Annotated in this window: 13 protein-coding genes; 6 read left to right on the top strand and 7 right to left on the bottom strand. The window is 72.6% G+C overall.

Translation table 11 applies throughout. The features are described from left to right. Positions 1-4: 4 nt before the first annotated feature. The gene (locus tag AB0C15_RS29565) at positions 5-919 is read right to left on the bottom strand and encodes a hypothetical protein (RefSeq protein ID WP_357357443.1); all 915 of its coding nucleotides are present in this window, start codon (positions 917-919) and stop codon (positions 5-7) included. Between the two features lie 24 nt (positions 920-943). Next, positions 944-1,465 (bottom strand): VOC family protein, encoded by a 522-nt coding sequence (locus AB0C15_RS29560; protein WP_357357440.1) that lies wholly within the window; start codon positions 1,463-1,465, stop codon positions 944-946. 49 nt (positions 1,466-1,514) lie between these two features. Between AB0C15_RS29560 and AB0C15_RS29555 the strand changes: the two genes are divergently transcribed. Next, complete coding sequence (locus AB0C15_RS29555) at positions 1,515-1,976, top strand: MarR family transcriptional regulator (protein ID WP_357357515.1); 462 nt, start codon at positions 1,515-1,517, stop codon at positions 1,974-1,976. 57 nt (positions 1,977-2,033) lie between these two features. After that, complete coding sequence (locus tag AB0C15_RS29550) at positions 2,034-3,707, top strand: tetratricopeptide repeat protein (protein ID WP_357357438.1); 1,674 nt, start codon at positions 2,034-2,036, stop codon at positions 3,705-3,707. Between the two features lie 642 nt (positions 3,708-4,349). Here AB0C15_RS29550 and AB0C15_RS29545 read toward each other — a convergent pair. Then, a complete protein-coding gene (locus AB0C15_RS29545; protein WP_357357513.1) occupies positions 4,350-5,762 on the bottom strand; it encodes an ATP-binding protein in 1,413 nt (470 codons plus the stop codon). Between the two features lie 74 nt (positions 5,763-5,836). After that, positions 5,837-6,493, bottom strand: coding sequence for a response regulator transcription factor (locus AB0C15_RS29540; RefSeq protein ID WP_357357436.1), 657 nt, complete (start codon positions 6,491-6,493; stop codon positions 5,837-5,839). 95 nt (positions 6,494-6,588) lie between these two features. Between AB0C15_RS29540 and AB0C15_RS29535 the strand changes: the two genes are divergently transcribed. Next, entirely contained in the window at positions 6,589-7,752 is a 1,164-nt protein-coding gene (locus tag AB0C15_RS29535; protein WP_357357434.1) for a hypothetical protein, read from the top strand. 101 nt (positions 7,753-7,853) lie between these two features. Here the strand turns inward: AB0C15_RS29535 and AB0C15_RS29530 are convergent, their stop codons facing one another. Further along, positions 7,854-8,480, bottom strand: coding sequence for an SGNH/GDSL hydrolase family protein (locus tag AB0C15_RS29530; protein ID WP_357357431.1), 627 nt, complete (start codon positions 8,478-8,480; stop codon positions 7,854-7,856). A gap of 146 nt (positions 8,481-8,626) precedes the next feature. On the opposite strand from AB0C15_RS29530, the gene AB0C15_RS29525 reads away from it, so the two are divergent. Further along, positions 8,627-10,921: an ATP-binding domain-containing protein gene (locus tag AB0C15_RS29525; protein WP_357357429.1), complete on the top strand. Its 2,295-nt coding sequence runs from the start codon at positions 8,627-8,629 to the stop codon at positions 10,919-10,921. A gap of 94 nt (positions 10,922-11,015) precedes the next feature. On the opposite strand, the gene AB0C15_RS29520 is transcribed toward AB0C15_RS29525, so the two are convergent. Then, entirely contained in the window at positions 11,016-11,438 is a 423-nt protein-coding gene (locus AB0C15_RS29520) for a hypothetical protein (protein ID WP_357357427.1), read from the bottom strand. Between the two features lie 191 nt (positions 11,439-11,629). On the opposite strand from AB0C15_RS29520, the gene AB0C15_RS29515 reads away from it, so the two are divergent. Next, on the top strand, positions 11,630-13,672 hold the full coding sequence (locus AB0C15_RS29515) for a glycerophosphodiester phosphodiesterase family protein (RefSeq protein WP_357357425.1): 2,043 nt from the start codon (positions 11,630-11,632) through the stop codon (positions 13,670-13,672). 178 nt (positions 13,673-13,850) lie between these two features. Then, positions 13,851-14,219, top strand: a complete 369-nt coding sequence (locus tag AB0C15_RS29510; protein ID WP_357357423.1) for a hypothetical protein — start codon at positions 13,851-13,853, stop codon at positions 14,217-14,219. 67 nt (positions 14,220-14,286) lie between these two features. On the opposite strand, the gene AB0C15_RS29505 is transcribed toward AB0C15_RS29510, so the two are convergent. After that, positions 14,287-15,249, bottom strand: coding sequence for a sporulation protein (locus AB0C15_RS29505; RefSeq protein ID WP_357357421.1), 963 nt, complete (start codon positions 15,247-15,249; stop codon positions 14,287-14,289). Positions 15,250-15,463 lie beyond the last annotated feature (214 nt).

Below are 15,463 nucleotides of genomic sequence, written 5' to 3'. Positions count from 1 at the left end.
GGGCTCAGCGCGCCAGGGTGATGGTTTCGTCGCCGGCCAGGCGGCCGGACTCGCGGTCGCGTCGCAGGACGCCGGCGTCGAGCAGGTCGGCAAGCGCCTGGTTGACGTGGGCGGCCCGGTAGACGGTCGCGGTGAGGGCGTGCCGGCGTAGCTCGGTGACCGGCCGCGACCCGCCCGCCCGCAGCTCGGCCAGCAACTCGTGGGCCAGCGGTTCCATGTCGGGGTCGTTCACCACGTCGACAGTGGTGCCGGTCGGGTCGAGTGGGTCGCCGTAGCGCACGGCGAACTCCGCGCCGACCGCCCAGAGCGCGTCGCGGACCGCCTCCAGACTCCGGTCGGAGCGGCTGCCGAACGCGACGACCCCGGCAGCCGGGCTCTCGGGCAGCACCGTCGCCACCTCGGCGACCAGGGGAAAGCCGGCGGAGACGAGCGCGGCTCGGGCGCTCTCACTGATGTGCAGCAGCAGCTCTCCGGTCCGGCCGTTGGTTGCGGCGGTGAGCAGCTTCGGCGTCACCGCGCCGGGCAGGTCCACGAAGGAGAACAGCGGCGCGCCGGCCGCCCCGGCGGCCTTCACCGCGACCGGCAGCCGGTAGGCGTCGCCGGGAAGCAGGTGCACGGTGACCTCGGCGGGCAGCTCAGCCTCGATCGGGCCGAGTCGGGCCGGCAGGTCGGTGCCGGCGTTGGGGCCGGGGTCGGCGTTGGCATCGGGGTCGGCCAGCACCAGCACCGTCACCTGCCGGCCGCGCACCTGGTCGCCGTGCGTGGCGACCAGGCGCAGCGCGGCCTCCGCGCTGCCCGCGTCCGCACCCGCGACGGCGATCGTCGCCCGGCGGGAGCGGTGCAGGGCCGCGGGCAGCCAGGTCGTCAACTGGCGGACCAGCAGCTCGCGGAGGAATTCGGTGGTCCGGTCGGTCGGCATCGGTCCGTTCTACCGTACGAGCGGTCAGGCCGGGACGGAGATCCCCACCCCACCCCGGGTCTGCCCGCCGTAGCGCCGCCGCTCGGCGTCCAGGTCGAGCCGACCGATCTGCTTGCGGGCGGCAAGCGCGGCGTCGTCGAGCAGGTCGGCCGGGATCAACCAGACCACCTCGAACTCCAGGCCGTCCGGGTCCTTGCCATAGAGGCTCTTGGTCGAGCCGTGGTCGGAGGTGCCGACCAGGGCGTCGGCCGCGGCGAGCCGCTCGGCGGTGACGGCCAGCTCGTCGAGCGTGTCCACCTCCCAGGCGAGGTGGTAGAGGCCGACGGTGGACCGGCCGGCGGTCGAGCGCCCCGCAGCCGCGCCGACCTCGAAGAGGCCGAGGTCGTGGTCGTTGGTGGAGTCGGGGGCCTGGAGGAAGGTGGCGCCCCGGAAGCCGTCCGGGGTCATCGCCACCTGGCGGAAGCCCAGCACGTCGCGGTAGAACGCGACGCTGCGGGCGAGGTCACTGACGTAGAGGACCGCGTGGTTGAGTCGATGAATACCCATGACCCGAGACTACCCCGGTTTAGTTGAGAGTTCAACCATCGGCGGTATGATGGGCGCCATGACCCGCTGGCTCGACCCCGACGAACAGCGCACCTGGCGCGCGTACCTCACCGCGACCCGGGCACTGATGGACACTCTCGACCGCGAGCTCCAGCGCGACGTGGGCATGCCGCACGCGTACTACGAGATCCTGGTCCGGCTCTCCGAGACCCCGGGTCGCCAACTGCGGATGAGCGAGCTGGCCGATGCCGCCGGGTCGTCACGCAGCCGGCTCTCGCACGCCGTTGCCCGGCTGGAGGCCGCCGGCTGGGTCCGCCGCGAGGAGTGCCCCACCGACCGGCGCGGGCAGATCGCGGTGCTCACCGACGAGGGTTTCGCCACCCTCGCGGCCGCCGCGCCCGGCCACGTCGAGGGGGTACGCCGCCACCTGTTCGACGCGTTGACCCCCGCTCAGGTCGACCAACTGCGCCGGATCAGCGAGACCCTGGCCGAGCACCTGACCGGATCCTGACCAATCGACACCGGCGCGGGTCTTGTACTTACCGTCGTCAAATGAGCACGATGGGGCGTGTCTTCCGGCTTCGGTGAGTTGACTGATCAAGCGCACCACCTCGTGTCCTCCGGCGATCTGGCCGGCGCACAGCAGTTGCTGTCCGACGCGCTCACCGACGCCGACCCCCGCCCGGCCAACGCCACCCCCGAACTGGCCGAGGCGGCGAGCCTCCAGGCGCGGGTGCTGATCGCCCTCGGTGAGCCGCACTCGGCCCGGGGGTGGGCCGCCTTCGCGTACGCGGCCACCACCCGCCTGCACGGCCGCGCCGACCCGCGCACGGTGGCCGCCGCGGCGACCCTGGCCGCGGTGCTGCACCGGGTGGGCAGCCACTCCCGGGCGGCACGCCTCTACCAGGAAGTCATCATCGAGCTGACCGCGCAGGACGGCCCGGAGTCGCTGCGGGTGCTCGCCGCACACGCCGACCTGGCCACGGTCGAGTACGCGCGCGGCCAGTGCACGGTGGCCCGCGACCGCCTTCAGGACGCCTGGGAGCTGCACCGCGAGGTGTACGGCGACGGGCACCCCAGCGGCATCAAGATGCTGGCGCGGCTCGGGGCGATGCAGCGTGACTGCGGGCAGTTCACCGAGGCGCACGACAACCTGGCGCTCGCCCGTGAGCTGTGCCGACAGCACCTGCCCGCCGACGACCCGCTGGCCGCCCAGGTGGCGGCCCTGGCCCGGGCCGCGGCGAACCCCGACCATGTCTGCGCGGACAACCCACCCACCGCCCGGGACACGCCGGTCGTTCCGGCCGCCCGGGTCCCACCGCAGGAAGACGGGCCGGCCGAATCGGGCTACCACCCGTCAGCAGCCGCCACCCACCACGCCGGGGCGGTCCCGAACCCCCGGCTGCCCTCCGACGAGGCGGTCGGGTCGACGGGCACCAGGTGGCCGACCGCACCTGCGGACGAGCCCTCGCCGCACCGCACCGACCCTCCGGTGCCCCCATCGGTGGTGGGGCTGGCCGGCGGCACACAGGAGCAGCCCGGGGTGTACCGGCTGTACCGACCTGCCGCTGCCGCCGACCCCGGCGTGCCGTCCGACCCGCACACGACGCCGGATCCATACGCGCAGCCCGCCCCGCACACCTCCCCGGACCCCGACGCGCCGGCGCCCCCGTCCGCACGGTCGGACCTGCATGGACCGGTCGAGCCGTACACGCCGTCGCGACTGCTGCCGGTGCCCGTGCACCGCGCGCCGCCGGAGCAGCGCAACCGGCTGGTGCCGGTGCTGGTAGCCGGCGTGGTCGTGGTGCTCCTCGGCGCGGCGGCGGTGATCGCCGGGGTGGCCCGGGTCGACGGCGACGACGAACCGACCCCACCACCGGCCAGCGCCTCCCCCACCGCCAGCGGCTCGGCAAGCGCCGCGCCCGCCCCGGGCGGCACGGCACCCACGTCGGCGGCCGCCGCGGCACCGCCCGGCACCCCACCCAGCGCGGTGACCCTGCGCGACACCCGGGACAGCATCGCGCTCAACTGGACCTACCCGGCCGGCAGCGAGGGCCCGGTGGTCATCGCCGGCGGCCGCACCGGCCAGGCGCACAACATCTTCGCGACGCTCCCCGCCGGCACCACCAGCTTCGTCATCTACGCACTCAACCGGACCAACGACTTCTGCTTCACCGTCGCCGTCGCCTGGTCCACGGACACCGTGGCCCGCTCCAAGCAGGTGTGCACCCGCCGCCGCTGACCCACCCGCCACCGACCCGCCGCCCGCCGACGTGCGCACGGCCGACGTGCGCACGGCCGACGTGCGCGCCGCCGACCTGCCAGCGTCGTTCACCAGCCACGCCCGCCGATCTGCCAGCCACACCCACCAACCACGCCCGCCGACCTCACTCAGCGTGGCACGGTCGGCTGGTGAACCACCGCGACCAGTCGCGACACACCGTCACCCAGACCGACCTCATCAAATGCCCCAGTCAGCCTTTGCTCTGCTTACCTATCTGCACCACCCTGCATGACCAGCCAAAACGTCGCGGGCGTCGCTCCGACGCGCGCCCGAGAGCATCACATCACGTAGCTGTCGCCTCCGCGGGTGCAGAGCAAAGGGTCATTGCTGGGCAAGTGGGGGCGGGACGCGGTCACGGACAGTCAACGGCTTGGGCGTCCTCCGCCGGCGCGGCCGGCGGCAGCAGCAGCAGGCGCACCGCAGCCCGGGCTGCTCCGGCGCATCGGTCAGGCCGATGCTGCCCGCCCGCCGCAGCAACTCCCAGACGATCGCCCACCTCAGACCGGCACCACCGTCGTCGCGGGCCCGGGCATCGCTCCGACGCGCGGCCGCGAGCATCACGTCACGTAACTGGCGCCTCCGCGGGTGCAGAGCAAAGGGTCATTCCTTTGCGGGTGGGGGTGGGTTGCGGTCACGGACCGTCAACGGATGGCCGTCCTCGACCGGCGCGGCCGGCAACAGCAGACACACCCGCAACCCGGGCTGCTCCGGCGCGTCGGTCAGACTGATGCTGCCGCCCGCGCGCCGCACCAACTCCCGGACGATCGCCAACCCCAGGCCGGCACCACCGTCGTCGCGAGCCCGGCCGTCGTCCAGCCGGGTGAACCTGTCGAAGACCCGTACCCGGTCCGCCACCGGGATCCCCGGGCCGTCGTCGGTCACCGTGACCAGGTGGTACGCCCCCGCGCCAGGTCCGTCCGGCGCCACGGCCACCGACGCCGCCTCGGCCGCGAGCACGACCCTGCCGTACGCGTGCCGCACCGCGTTGTCGACCAGATTGGCCAGCACGCGGCGCAACTCCTCGACGGTGCCGGTCGTCCAGAGCGGGCCCGCGCGGAGCTCGACCTGTACCGGCGGCGACGGGTAACGGGCGGCGACCTCGGTCAGCAGCGCGCCCAACTCCACCGGGCCGGTCCCCCGGCTCGGCGGGGTCTCGTCCAGGCGGGCCAGCAGCAGAAGGTCGTCGACGAGCCGGCTCAGCCGGTCGGTGTCGGCGAGCAGGTTGGCGGTCACCGCCGTCCAGTCTGTCCGGTCGGCGAGGCGCTGGGCCACCTCCAGCTCCGTCCGGATGTTTGTCAGCGGACTGCGCAACTCGTGTGCGGCGTCGGAGACGAACGCACGCTGCCGCAGGCGGGCGGACTCCAGCCGGTCCAGCATGCCGTTCAGGGTGAGCGCCAGACGGTGGATCTCGTCGGCCGACGCCGGCACCGGCAGCCGGCCGCCGCCGGCCCTCCCGGTGATCTCCTCGGCACCTCGACGTAACGCCTCGACCGGCCGCAGGGTCGCACCCACCACCCGCCAGGCCACTCCGGCCAACGCGGCCACCAGCAGCGGGAAGGCCACCAGCAGGATGGTCCGGACCACGTGGGTGCTGTGCCGCACGTCGGCCATCGAGCGGGCGACGAGCACGGTGAGCGGGTCGGCCGCGGTGCCGGCGGGTACGGCCACCACCCGGACCGGGCCGGCGAGCCCCACCCGCTCGGCCGGCACCTCCAGCCGCTGCCGACCGTCGCGGTCGAGTCGCTCCGGGCGGACCATCGGCACCAGGCGGTCGGCGTCGATCGAGGCCGCCCTGACCCGCCCCTGCGCGTCGACGACCTGCACCCGGACCTGGCCGCCGGCCACCGGCAGCGGGTCGGGCAGCGCGTCCTCGGCGGCGAGCAGGGTGACCGCGTCGGCGGTGCGGAACGCCTCGGTGTCGACGTTTCGCTGGAGCACGAAGCCGAGCGCGCCGAGCAGCACCACCCCGCCCAGGGCCAGCCCGACAGTGAGACCGACCACACCGATCGCCATGAGCCGCCCGCGCAGCCCGAGGACCGGTATCCGGCCGAGCCTGGCCCGGCGGGCGGGTTCCGGCCCGTCGGCGGTCACGTCGCCAGCCGGTAGCCGGCACCCCGGACCGTCTCCAGCCGGTCCCGGCCGAGCTTGCGGCGCAGATAGCCGACGTACACCTCGACGGCGTTCGGCGCGGTCTCCAGGCTCGCGTCCCAGACGTGGTCCAACAGCTCGACCTTGGAGATCACCTGACCCGGCCGGCGCATCAGGTAGTCCAGCAGCGCGAACTCCCGCGCGGTAAGCGTCACCTCGGCGTCCGCCCGGGTCACCCGTCGGCGGGCCGGGTCCAACCGCAGGTCACCGACCGCCAGCACGGTCGGGCGCTCCGGCGCGCCCCGACGCAGCAACGCCCGGAGCCGGGCCAGCAGCACCACGTACGAGAAGGGTTTGGTCAGGTAGTCGTCGGCGCCGCAGTCGAGGCCGTCGGCCTGGTCGTACTCGCCGTCCTTGGCGGAGAGCATCAGCACCGGCAACCAGTGCTGCTCCGCGCGCAGCCGCCGGACCAGCTCGTAACCGGAGAGCCCGGGCAGCATCACGTCGAGGATCATGGCGTCGTACCCGCCGTGCCGGGCCGCGTCCAGGCCGGCCGGGCCGGTCGCCGCCACGTCCACCGCGAAGCCCTCCGCCTGGAGACCACGTTGCAGGGCGGCCGCCAACCGGGCCTCGTCCTCCACCACCAGCACGCGCACAGCTCAAGGGTGCCACCCGGGTCAATCGGCGCGGTTCGGTGTCCTCAGCGCGTTCACAGCACCGAGGGGGCAGGATGGCCCCAGGAGGTGCCACCATGTCCGTCCTGAGAAGCCGTCCCGTCCTGCGGTGGCTGGTCCCGGCCACCGCGGCCGTCGCCGTCATCGGCGGCGGCGCGGCGATCGGCACGTTCGCCGCCGAGGCCGAACCGAGCCTGCCGCCCCGTACCGCCGCTCAGCTCCTCGTCGACCTGCAGACATCCCGGCTGGAGGGGTTGTCCGGGACCGTCGTGCAGCGCGCCGACCTCGGTCTTCCGCCCCTGGTCGGGTTGCTCCCCGGCAACGAACTGACCACCATGCTGACCGGCACGCACACCCTGCGGGTCTGGTATTCCGGGCCGGACCGGCAGCGGGTGGCGCTGCTGGACACCCTCGGTGAGCAGGACGTGATCCGCAACGGCCGGGACCTGTGGACCTGGCAGAGCCGCACCAACACCGCCACCCACCGCAGTCTGGGTGGCGACGCCGGGGCCTGGAAGCCCGCTCCGGACCCGGCCGCGAGCCTGCCGGCCACTCCGCAGCAGGCCGCCGACCTGGCGTTGGGCGCGATCGACCCGAGCACCGAGGTCAGCGTCGGCCGCTCGGCCACCGTCGCCGGCCGCGACTCGTACGAGCTGGTGCTCCAGCCGCGCGACGGCGACTCACTCGTGCACCAACTGCGGATCGCCATCGACGCCAGGCAGCACGTGCCGTTGCGTTTCGAGGTGCTCGCGAAGGGCAGTGACCAGCCGGCGTTCGAGGTGGCGTTCACCGAGGTCGACTACCGCCGCCCGGACGCCGACCAGTTCACGTTCAACCCGCCGCCCGGCGTGACGGTCACCGAGGAGAAGGCCGAGGTGCCGGCCGCCGGCAAGCCCGGTCACGCCGCGCCGAATGCCGCCGGCAAGCCCGGTCAGACCGCACCGGCGGGCGACCCGGAGACCCGCGTGGTGGGCTCCGGCTGGACGACCGTGCTGGTCGCCCGGCTGGACGGGCCGCTCGCCGACGGAAAGGCCCCCGCCAAGCCGGCGACGCCGGCCGCCGGCGCCGCACCGGACATGGACCTGTCGAAGCTGCTCGGCGGGCTGCCCGCCGTCAGTGGCGACTGGGGCAGCGGCCGGCTGCTCAGTGCCAAGCTGTTCAGTGTGCTGCTCACCGACGACGGCCGGGTGCTCGCCGGAGCCGTGACGCCGGAGCGGCTCTACCAGGCCGCGCGCGGCTGATCTCGGCGGTGTTCGCGCCGGGTCGACCACACGGTCGGCCCGGCGCTTCGCCGTGGGCGGGGCCGGGGGTCGGGAGGCGCGGAGGCCGGCAGACGCCGGGGTCAGGAGGCGCCGAGGGCGCTGAGGTACGCGTCGGCGAGGACCGCGTGACCTGGCAGGTGCGGGTGGACCCGGTCGTCGGCCCAGCGCGTCGACGGGCTCACCGCCAGCACCCGGTCGAACGCCGCCTGGTTGGCCACGTGCACCGCGTCGAACTCGGCGGCCAGCCCCGCCACGACCGCCGCGTACCTGTCGGTGTCAGCGCGCTGCGGGTCGGCGCGGTCCGCCTCGATGAGGAACGGGTCGCCGAGGATCAGTCGGCAGCCGGTGTCGGCGACGGCCCGCTTGAGCAGGTCGCGCAGGCTGCGTTCGTACTCCTCGATGCCGACGGCCTCGTCGCGCCGGTCACCGTAGTGCCGCCAGATGTCGTTGATGCCGATCAGCACGGCGAGCCAGTCGGGCCGCTCGGCGATGGCGTCGTCGTCCCAGCGGGCGGCCAGGTCGCGCACCGTGTCGCCGCCCACACCCCGGTTGACCCACTCCAGCTCCAGCTCGGGGTGCCGGGCGTCGACCAGGGCGCGCACGAGGCTCACGTATCCGCTGCCGTAGGGCGCGGCGACGTCGCGTCGACCACAATCGGTGATGCTGTCCCCGATGAAGACCACCCGTTGCCCGGCCCGCAGGATCATTCGCCGCCACCTCGCGATCACCGGCGCGCCGGACCGCCGGCTTGGTGAGAGCCAACCGAACGCGCTATCTTCAACAGTTCGAAGGGCACAAAAAAGAACGGCTGAAAGCCGTTCCTGCAAAGGATTCTAATCTTTAGGGAGACGGCTTGTCAAGGCACTCCGGCGGTTCCGGCGAATTGCCGCTCGACGACGAGATCGGTCGCGAGCAGGAGTACGTCTCGATGCTCTACAACCGGCTGGACGACCTGCGTGATCAGGCCGTCCATCGGCTCACCGCCGAACTGCACAACACCGGCGGCACCCTCCAGGACCGCTCGCAGCGCGACAGCTCGGTAGCGATGTACGCCGATCAGGTCGAACAGTTCTCCGCCGTGGAGAACGGGCTCTGCTTCGGCCGTCTGGACGGCGACGACGACTCCCGCCGCTACATCGGCCGGATCGGCATCTTCGACACCAGTGGCGACTACGACCCGCTGCTGATGGACTGGCGGGCCCCCGCCGCCCGCCCGTTCTACCTCGCCACCGCCGCCAACCCGCAGGGCGTACGCCGTCGCCGGCACCTGCGCACCCGGCAGAGGAAGGTGACCGGGCTCAACGACGAGGTGCTCGACATCGACACCGCCTCCCCCGGCGCCCACGAGGAGCTGACCGGTGAGGCGTCGCTGCTCGCCGCGCTCAACGCGGGTCGTACCGGCCGGATGCGCGACATCGTCGAGACCATCCAGGCCGAACAGGACGAGGTCATCCGGGCGGAACTCCCGGGCGTCATGGTGGTCCAGGGTGGCCCCGGCACCGGCAAGACCGCTGTCGCGTTGCACCGGGCGGCGTACCTGCTCTACACGCACCGCCGCGAACTCTCCAGCCGGGGCGTGCTGCTGGTCGGCCCGAACGCGACCTTCCTGCGCTACATCTCCCAGGTGCTGCCGACGCTTGCCGAGACCGGTGTGCTGCTGCGTACCCAGGGTGATCTTTTTCCCGGGGTGAGCGCCCAGCGGACCGAGCCGGCCGAGACCGCGGCGCTCAAGGGCCGGGCGGTGCTGGCCGAGGTGTTGGCGCTGGCCGTGCAGGACCGGCAGTGGGTGCCGGACGAGCCGCTGGAGATCGAGGTCGAGCGGGAGACGCTGACCCTCGACCCGGAGGTCGTGCGAGCCGCCCGGGACCGGGTGCGCCGCGCCGACCGACCGCACAACCTGGCCCGCGCGCTGTTCGACGTGGAGATCGTGCACGCGCTCGCCGAACAGGTGGCCGAGCGGATCGGCGCCGACCCGCTGGGTGGGGACAACCTCCTCGACGAGGCGGACCGGGCCGAGATCCGGCGGGAGTTGCGTGAGGAGCCGGAGATCCGGGCCGCCCTCGACCAGTTGTGGCCGGTGCTCACCCCGCAGCGGCTGCTCGCCGACCTGTACGCCGACCCGGACCGGATCGCCGCCGCCGCGCCGATGCTCACCGACGAGGAGCGGGCTCTGCTGCGGCGTGAGCGGGGCGGTTGGACGCCGGCCGACGTCCCGCTGCTGGACGAGGCCGCCGAACTGCTCGGCGAGGACGAACGCGCCGCCGCCGCCCGCCGCGACCGGATCCGGATGATGGAACGGGAGTACGCCGAGGGCGTGCTCGAGATCGCCAAGGGTTCCCGCTCGATCGACGTCGAGGACGAGGCCGAGGGCGGTGAGATCCTCGGCGTGACCGACCTGATCGACGCGGATCGGCTGCTGGAACGGCAGGAGGAGGCCGACCGGCTGACCACCGCGCAGCGGGCCGCCGCCGACCGCACCTGGGCGTTCGGCCACGTCATAGTGGACGAGGCGCAGGAGCTGTCCCCGATGGCCTGGCGCCTGCTGATGCGGCGCTGCCCGAGCCGCTCGATGACGATCGTCGGGGATGTGGCACAGACCGGCGCGCTCAGCGGCACGCCCTCCTGGGCGGACGCCCTCGCCCCGTACGTCGAGCGGCGGTGGCGGCTCACCGAGCTGACCGTCAGCTACCGCACTCCCGCCGAGATCATGGCGGTCGCCGCCGACGTGCTGGCCGAGATCGACCCGGCGCTGCGGCCGCCGCGCTCGGTGCGGGAGAGCGGCGTACCCCCGTGGGACCGGACGGTGCCCGACGGGCGGCTGGCGGCGGAACTGGTCGCCGAGGCCACCCGGGAGGCGGCCGGGCTGACCGAGGGCCGGCTCGGTGTGCTCGTCCCGGCCGGCCGGGTGGGCGAGTTGGGCGCTGCGGTGACCGCCGCCCTGCCGGAGGCCGCCGTCGGCGAGCATCCGGAGCTGGAGAGCCGGGTGGTGGTGCTGACCGTCGCGCAGGCCAAGGGGTTGGAGTTCGACTCGGTGCTGGTGGTCGACCCGGACCGGATGGTGGCCGAGTCACCCCGTGGGCGCAGTGACCTGTACGTGGCCCTGACCCGTGCCACCCAACGCCTGGGCGTCCTCCGCCCCGCGAGCTGACCCATCCTCTGAGTCGATCATGAGGTTGACGTGGACTGTGATCGTCCACAGCCACGTCAACCTCATGATCACGCCGCCTAGGGGCGGGTGTGCGTTAGTCGTTCGGGGATCGCTCCCTGATGGACTTTGCTGGGCCGGTTGCTGAGGTGGACTGGTCGCTGGTGCCGCCGCCCATCGGGGTGCTCAGACCACCTGTGGTGGCGTCGCCGGTCGTCGTCGGAGCGACCTTGCCCGGGTGACGCTCCGGCTGTCGGGCCACCCGGCGTACGCTCGCCGGCCCGGCGGTGCCGCCAGTGGTGGTCACCGCGCCCTGCCCGCCGACCGGCCCACCGTCGCGCAGCACCTGTGGGTCGATGCGTTCCTTCGCCGGGTCGAACGGGTCGTCGCGCTGGATCTGGCTCTCCACATCGGTGCGGGGCACCGTCACCTCGTCGAGGGCGCCCTTGCCGTACACGCCGCCGGCGATCCGATCCTCGGCCTCGCGGGCGGCGTCCTGCCGCATGTCGTCCTCACGCACGTCCATCACCTCGCAGAAGCTGTGGAACCGACTGCGTGCCCGACCACCGGCCGACCAAACCCGGGGCGACCGGGAGGTCGTCCACGGCGGTTCACCGTCGCGCCGCCCGCTGGCCGCCTGCCCGCAGCCCGAGATGTCCATGCTGTCCGGCGACCGGTGGGAGATGCCCGCCGGCAGGAGGGGATGACAGCGTGCGCACAGTACGCCGTACCGCCGTCGCGGCCCTGGTGGCCGCGACGGTGACGACCGGGCTCGCGGTGCCCGCCCAGGCGAAGCCGCGACCGGACCGGACATTCGACGTGCAGGCCCACCGGGGCGGCCTCGGGCTGCGGGTGGAGAACACCCTCGCCTCCTTCGGCAACGCCCTCCAGCTCGGGGTGAGCACTCTCGAACTGGACGTGCAGATCACCGAGGACGGTCAGGCCGTCGTCACCCACGACCGGAAGGTCACCGGCACCAAGTGCGTGGACACCGCCCCGGTGACGCCCGGTGACCCGGAGTTCCCGTACGTCGGGAAGTACATCAACACGCTCAGCCTGGCCCAGGTGCGCTCGCTCGACTGCGGTTCCAAGACGTTGTCGGACAAGCCCGGCCAACTCGCCGTCCCGGGTGCCCGGATGCCGCTGCTGCGTGAGGTCTTCGCGCTCGTCAACCGCTATGGGGCGAAGGACGTCACGCTCAACGTGGAGACCAAGGTCGAGGCCGGGGCACCCACCGAGACCGCGCCGCGCGAGCAGTTCGTCCGGGTCACCGCGGCGGAGATCCGCGCCGCCGGGCTGCTCAAGCAGGTCACCATCCAGAGCTTCGACTGGGGTGCGCTGATGCGCATGCGCCAGGTCGAACCGAAGCTGCCGCTCGTCGCCCTGACCAACTACGACTTCCTGCAGACCGGCAAGCCCGGCGCCTCGCCCTGGCTCGGCGGGCTGGACATCGACGACTTCGGCGGCGACCCGATCGAGGCGATCCGTAGCTTCGGTGCCGGCGCCTTCTCACCGGTGCACGGCATGCCGCAGAACGGCACGGTCACCGACCCGGGCTACCAGCCGTACGTCACCAGGGAGATGGTGGCCCAGGCGCACCGGTACGGGATCAAGGTGATCCCGTGGACTGTCGACGACGTGCCGACCATGAGCAAGCTCATCGACGACGGCGTGGACGGCATGATCACCGACTACCCGGACCGGTTGCGCGGTCTGCTGGCGCAGCGCGGCTACCGGCTGCCGAAGGCGTACGCGTCGCCGTTCGACATCCAGGCGCACCGGGGCGGTCGGGCCACCCGGCCGGAGAACACCCTGCCGGCGTTCGCGAACGCGCTCTCCAACCGGGCCATCTCCACGCTGGAGCTGGACACCAACGTGACCGCCGACGGAAAGCTCGTGGTGCTGCACGACCGCACCGTCAACGGGTCACACTGCGTGGACACCAAGCCGGTCCGCCGCGGTGACCCGAAGTTCCCGTACGTGGGCAAGCCGGTGCACGAGCTGACCCTGGCGCAGCTCAAGACCATCGACTGCGGCACGAAGACGCTGCCCGAGCTGCCCGCCCAGGTGCCCGCGCCGGGTGCCCGGATCCCGACCCTGGACGAGGTCTTCGCCCTGGTGAAGGCAAGCGGCCGAGCCGACATCGGGATGAACATCGAGACGAAGATCAGCCCGGTGGTGGACGACACCGAGCCGTACCGCAGCTTCACCCGCAAGCTTGTCGACGCGATCCAGCGCGCCGGATTCACCAAGCGGGCCACCATCCAGTCGTTCGACTGGCGGACCATCAGGTACGCGCAGCAGCTCGACCGGCGGATCGGCACTGTCGCGCTGGTCTGGCAGTACGGCCCGGCCGAGTGCGCGACCCTCGCCGACGAGTGCTCGTTGCAGGCGGTCTACGGCGACCCGGTGGTGAAGAGCCCGTGGACCGGCGGGCTGGACTGGTGGAAGTACCAGGACCTGGGCAAGCTGACCCGGGCCGCGGGCGCTGGCACGGTGTCCGCCAACTGGCAGGTGCACGATCCGAAGCAGGGCACCGTCGCCTCGGCCGACTGGTACCTACGGGAGAACCCGGCATACTTCCACGGACCGGACGTCCGGACCCTCCAGACGCGGGACAACCTGAAGGTGATCCCGTACACCGTCGATGACGCGGCGGTGATGCAGCGGGTCATCGACCTGGGCGTCGACGGCCTCATCACCGACGACCCGGACCTGTTGGTGCGCGTGGCCGTCCGCAACGGCCTGCGCTGACCCGACGCACACCCGATCGCCGGCCGGATTTTTCCGGCCGGCGATCGGTGTTACCTGCTCAGGGGCCTCGGGTAGTCGGGGGTTGTCCCCGCCACGAAAGCGAACCGTGCCGTGGCCGAAACGCGGTAGCGGGGCGAGGGAATGCAGGTACGACTCATCGCATCCTGAGGAGGACCAGATGAGCACGCAGGCTGCTTCCACCCGGCCGATGAACCGGCCCATGAACGACCCGCAGAACCCCGCCATGATGCGGGACACGCAGCAGATGCCGTCCATGCGGGACGGTCACCGAGACCCGATGCCGTCGCCGGGTACGGAGACCAAGCAGGCGTTCCTGACGACGGAATTCTGGGTCTACGCCGCCGCGGTCGCCCTCGTGGTGATCTCCGCGTTCTGGCGGGGCAGCGCCACCAACGGCCTGAACATCAACGACCCGAACCGGGCGTGGCTGTTCCTGACCATCCTGACCGGTGGCTACCTGGTCAGCCGTGGCCTGTCGAAGGCCGGCTCGGCACGCCGATCCGGCAAGGAGCGAAGCAGGCACTGACGCGTCACATGTGACAGTGGCCTCCGGGAGACTCTCCCGGAGGCCACTGTCGTCGCTTGTGGAACGGTTACTCGTCGCCGCCGAAGTCGCCGAAGTCACCCTCGAACGCGTCCTCGATCATCTCGCCGGCGATCATGCCGCCCGCGACGCCGAGGGCCGCGCCGGCCACCATGCCACCCATGCCCATGCCGCCCCGACCGTGGCCGTGCCCGTGACCCGGGCCGTAGCCGTGGCCGTACTGCGAGCGCAGGCTGCCGTAGCGGGAGGTGGTCTCGCGCAGCCAGCCGTCGACGACCTGCGCCCAGTCCACCCGGTCGGCGTCGGCGTGCGACACCTGGTAACGGCCGAACGCGTCGTGCCCGGCGCTGAGGAACCCGCCGCGCTTGTCGCACTCCAGGATGACCTCGACACCGCGCTGGCTGGTCACGAAGGTCAGCTCGACCTCGCGGATGGTGCTCGCGTACTGCGGTGCGGCGAAGAACTCGATCTCCTGGTAGAACGGCAGCGTCTGCTGCACGCCCCGGATGTGACCACGCTCCAGGTCGGCGTGCTTGAACCCGAACCCGAGCCGCTGGAACGCCTCCAGGATCCGCTCGTGCACCGGCAGCGGGTGCACCGCCACCTGGTCCAGGTCGCTCTTGTCGACCGCGCGGGCCACCGCAAGCTCGGTGCGCAGGCCCATCGTCATGCCGTGCAGGCGCTGCCCGTAGACATCGGTGATCGGGGTCTCCCACGGGATCGGGAGCTGGAACGGGATCGAGAGCTGCTGCTTCGGAGCGAGCTGGAGTGGGCCGCTGACCACCATGCGGTGGAACTCCATCGTGCCCGCGTACTCGGTGTCGTGTCCCTCGACCTCGACCCGGGTGACCAGGCCGATCACCACCTGCTCGATGGCTGCCTCAGCGTCGCCACCGACGAGGTTGACCTGCCCGTCGAGGGTCAGGCCGGGCCGGGTGTTGGGGTTGGTCAGCACGGTGTCCACGCTGGGACCGCCCACGCCGAACGCGCTCAACATCTTTTTGAAGACCATCGGAACTCCTGTGCGACAGCCGACCGATCCAGGATGGAGTCGGACGTTCACTCACCGCGCACCCTATCCAGCAGCCCTGTGAGATGGCTGTGAAGCGCGCCGCGCGACAGGCGTGTCTGGTGGGCGGCGGGCGGCCGGCGGCGGGCGGCCGGCGGCCGGCGGCCGGCGGCCGGCGGCCGGCGGCCGGCGGCCGGCGGCCGGCGGCGGCCGGCGG

Origin of the sequence: Micromonospora sp. NPDC048835 (genome assembly GCF_040649995.1) — a bacterium.
GTDB lineage: Bacteria > Actinomycetota > Actinomycetes > Mycobacteriales > Micromonosporaceae > Micromonospora.
Note: the sequence above shows the minus strand (reverse complement) of the source record. Positions and strands in the feature narration are given on the sequence as shown.

What these genes read in the sequence shown, in the direction of transcription:
- AB0C15_RS29555 (WP_357357515.1), top strand. Translation starts at nt 1,515, where the DNA reads ATGGGCGCCATGACCCGCTGGCTCGACCCCGACGAACAGCGCACCTGG.
- AB0C15_RS29505 (WP_357357421.1), bottom strand. Translation starts at nt 15,249, where the DNA reads ATGGTCTTCAAAAAGATGTTGAGCGCGTTCGGCGTGGGCGGTCCCAGC.
- AB0C15_RS29535 (WP_357357434.1), top strand. Translation starts at nt 6,589, where the DNA reads ATGTCCGTCCTGAGAAGCCGTCCCGTCCTGCGGTGGCTGGTCCCGGCC.
- AB0C15_RS29565 (WP_357357443.1), bottom strand. Translation starts at nt 919, where the DNA reads ATGCCGACCGACCGGACCACCGAATTCCTCCGCGAGCTGCTGGTCCGC.
- AB0C15_RS29530 (WP_357357431.1), bottom strand. Translation starts at nt 8,480, where the DNA reads ATGATCCTGCGGGCCGGGCAACGGGTGGTCTTCATCGGGGACAGCATC.
- AB0C15_RS29545 (WP_357357513.1), bottom strand. Translation starts at nt 5,762, where the DNA reads ATGGCGATCGGTGTGGTCGGTCTCACTGTCGGGCTGGCCCTGGGCGGG.
- AB0C15_RS29560 (WP_357357440.1), bottom strand. Translation starts at nt 1,465, where the DNA reads ATGGGTATTCATCGACTCAACCACGCGGTCCTCTACGTCAGTGACCTC.
- AB0C15_RS29510 (WP_357357423.1), top strand. Translation starts at nt 13,851, where the DNA reads ATGAGCACGCAGGCTGCTTCCACCCGGCCGATGAACCGGCCCATGAAC.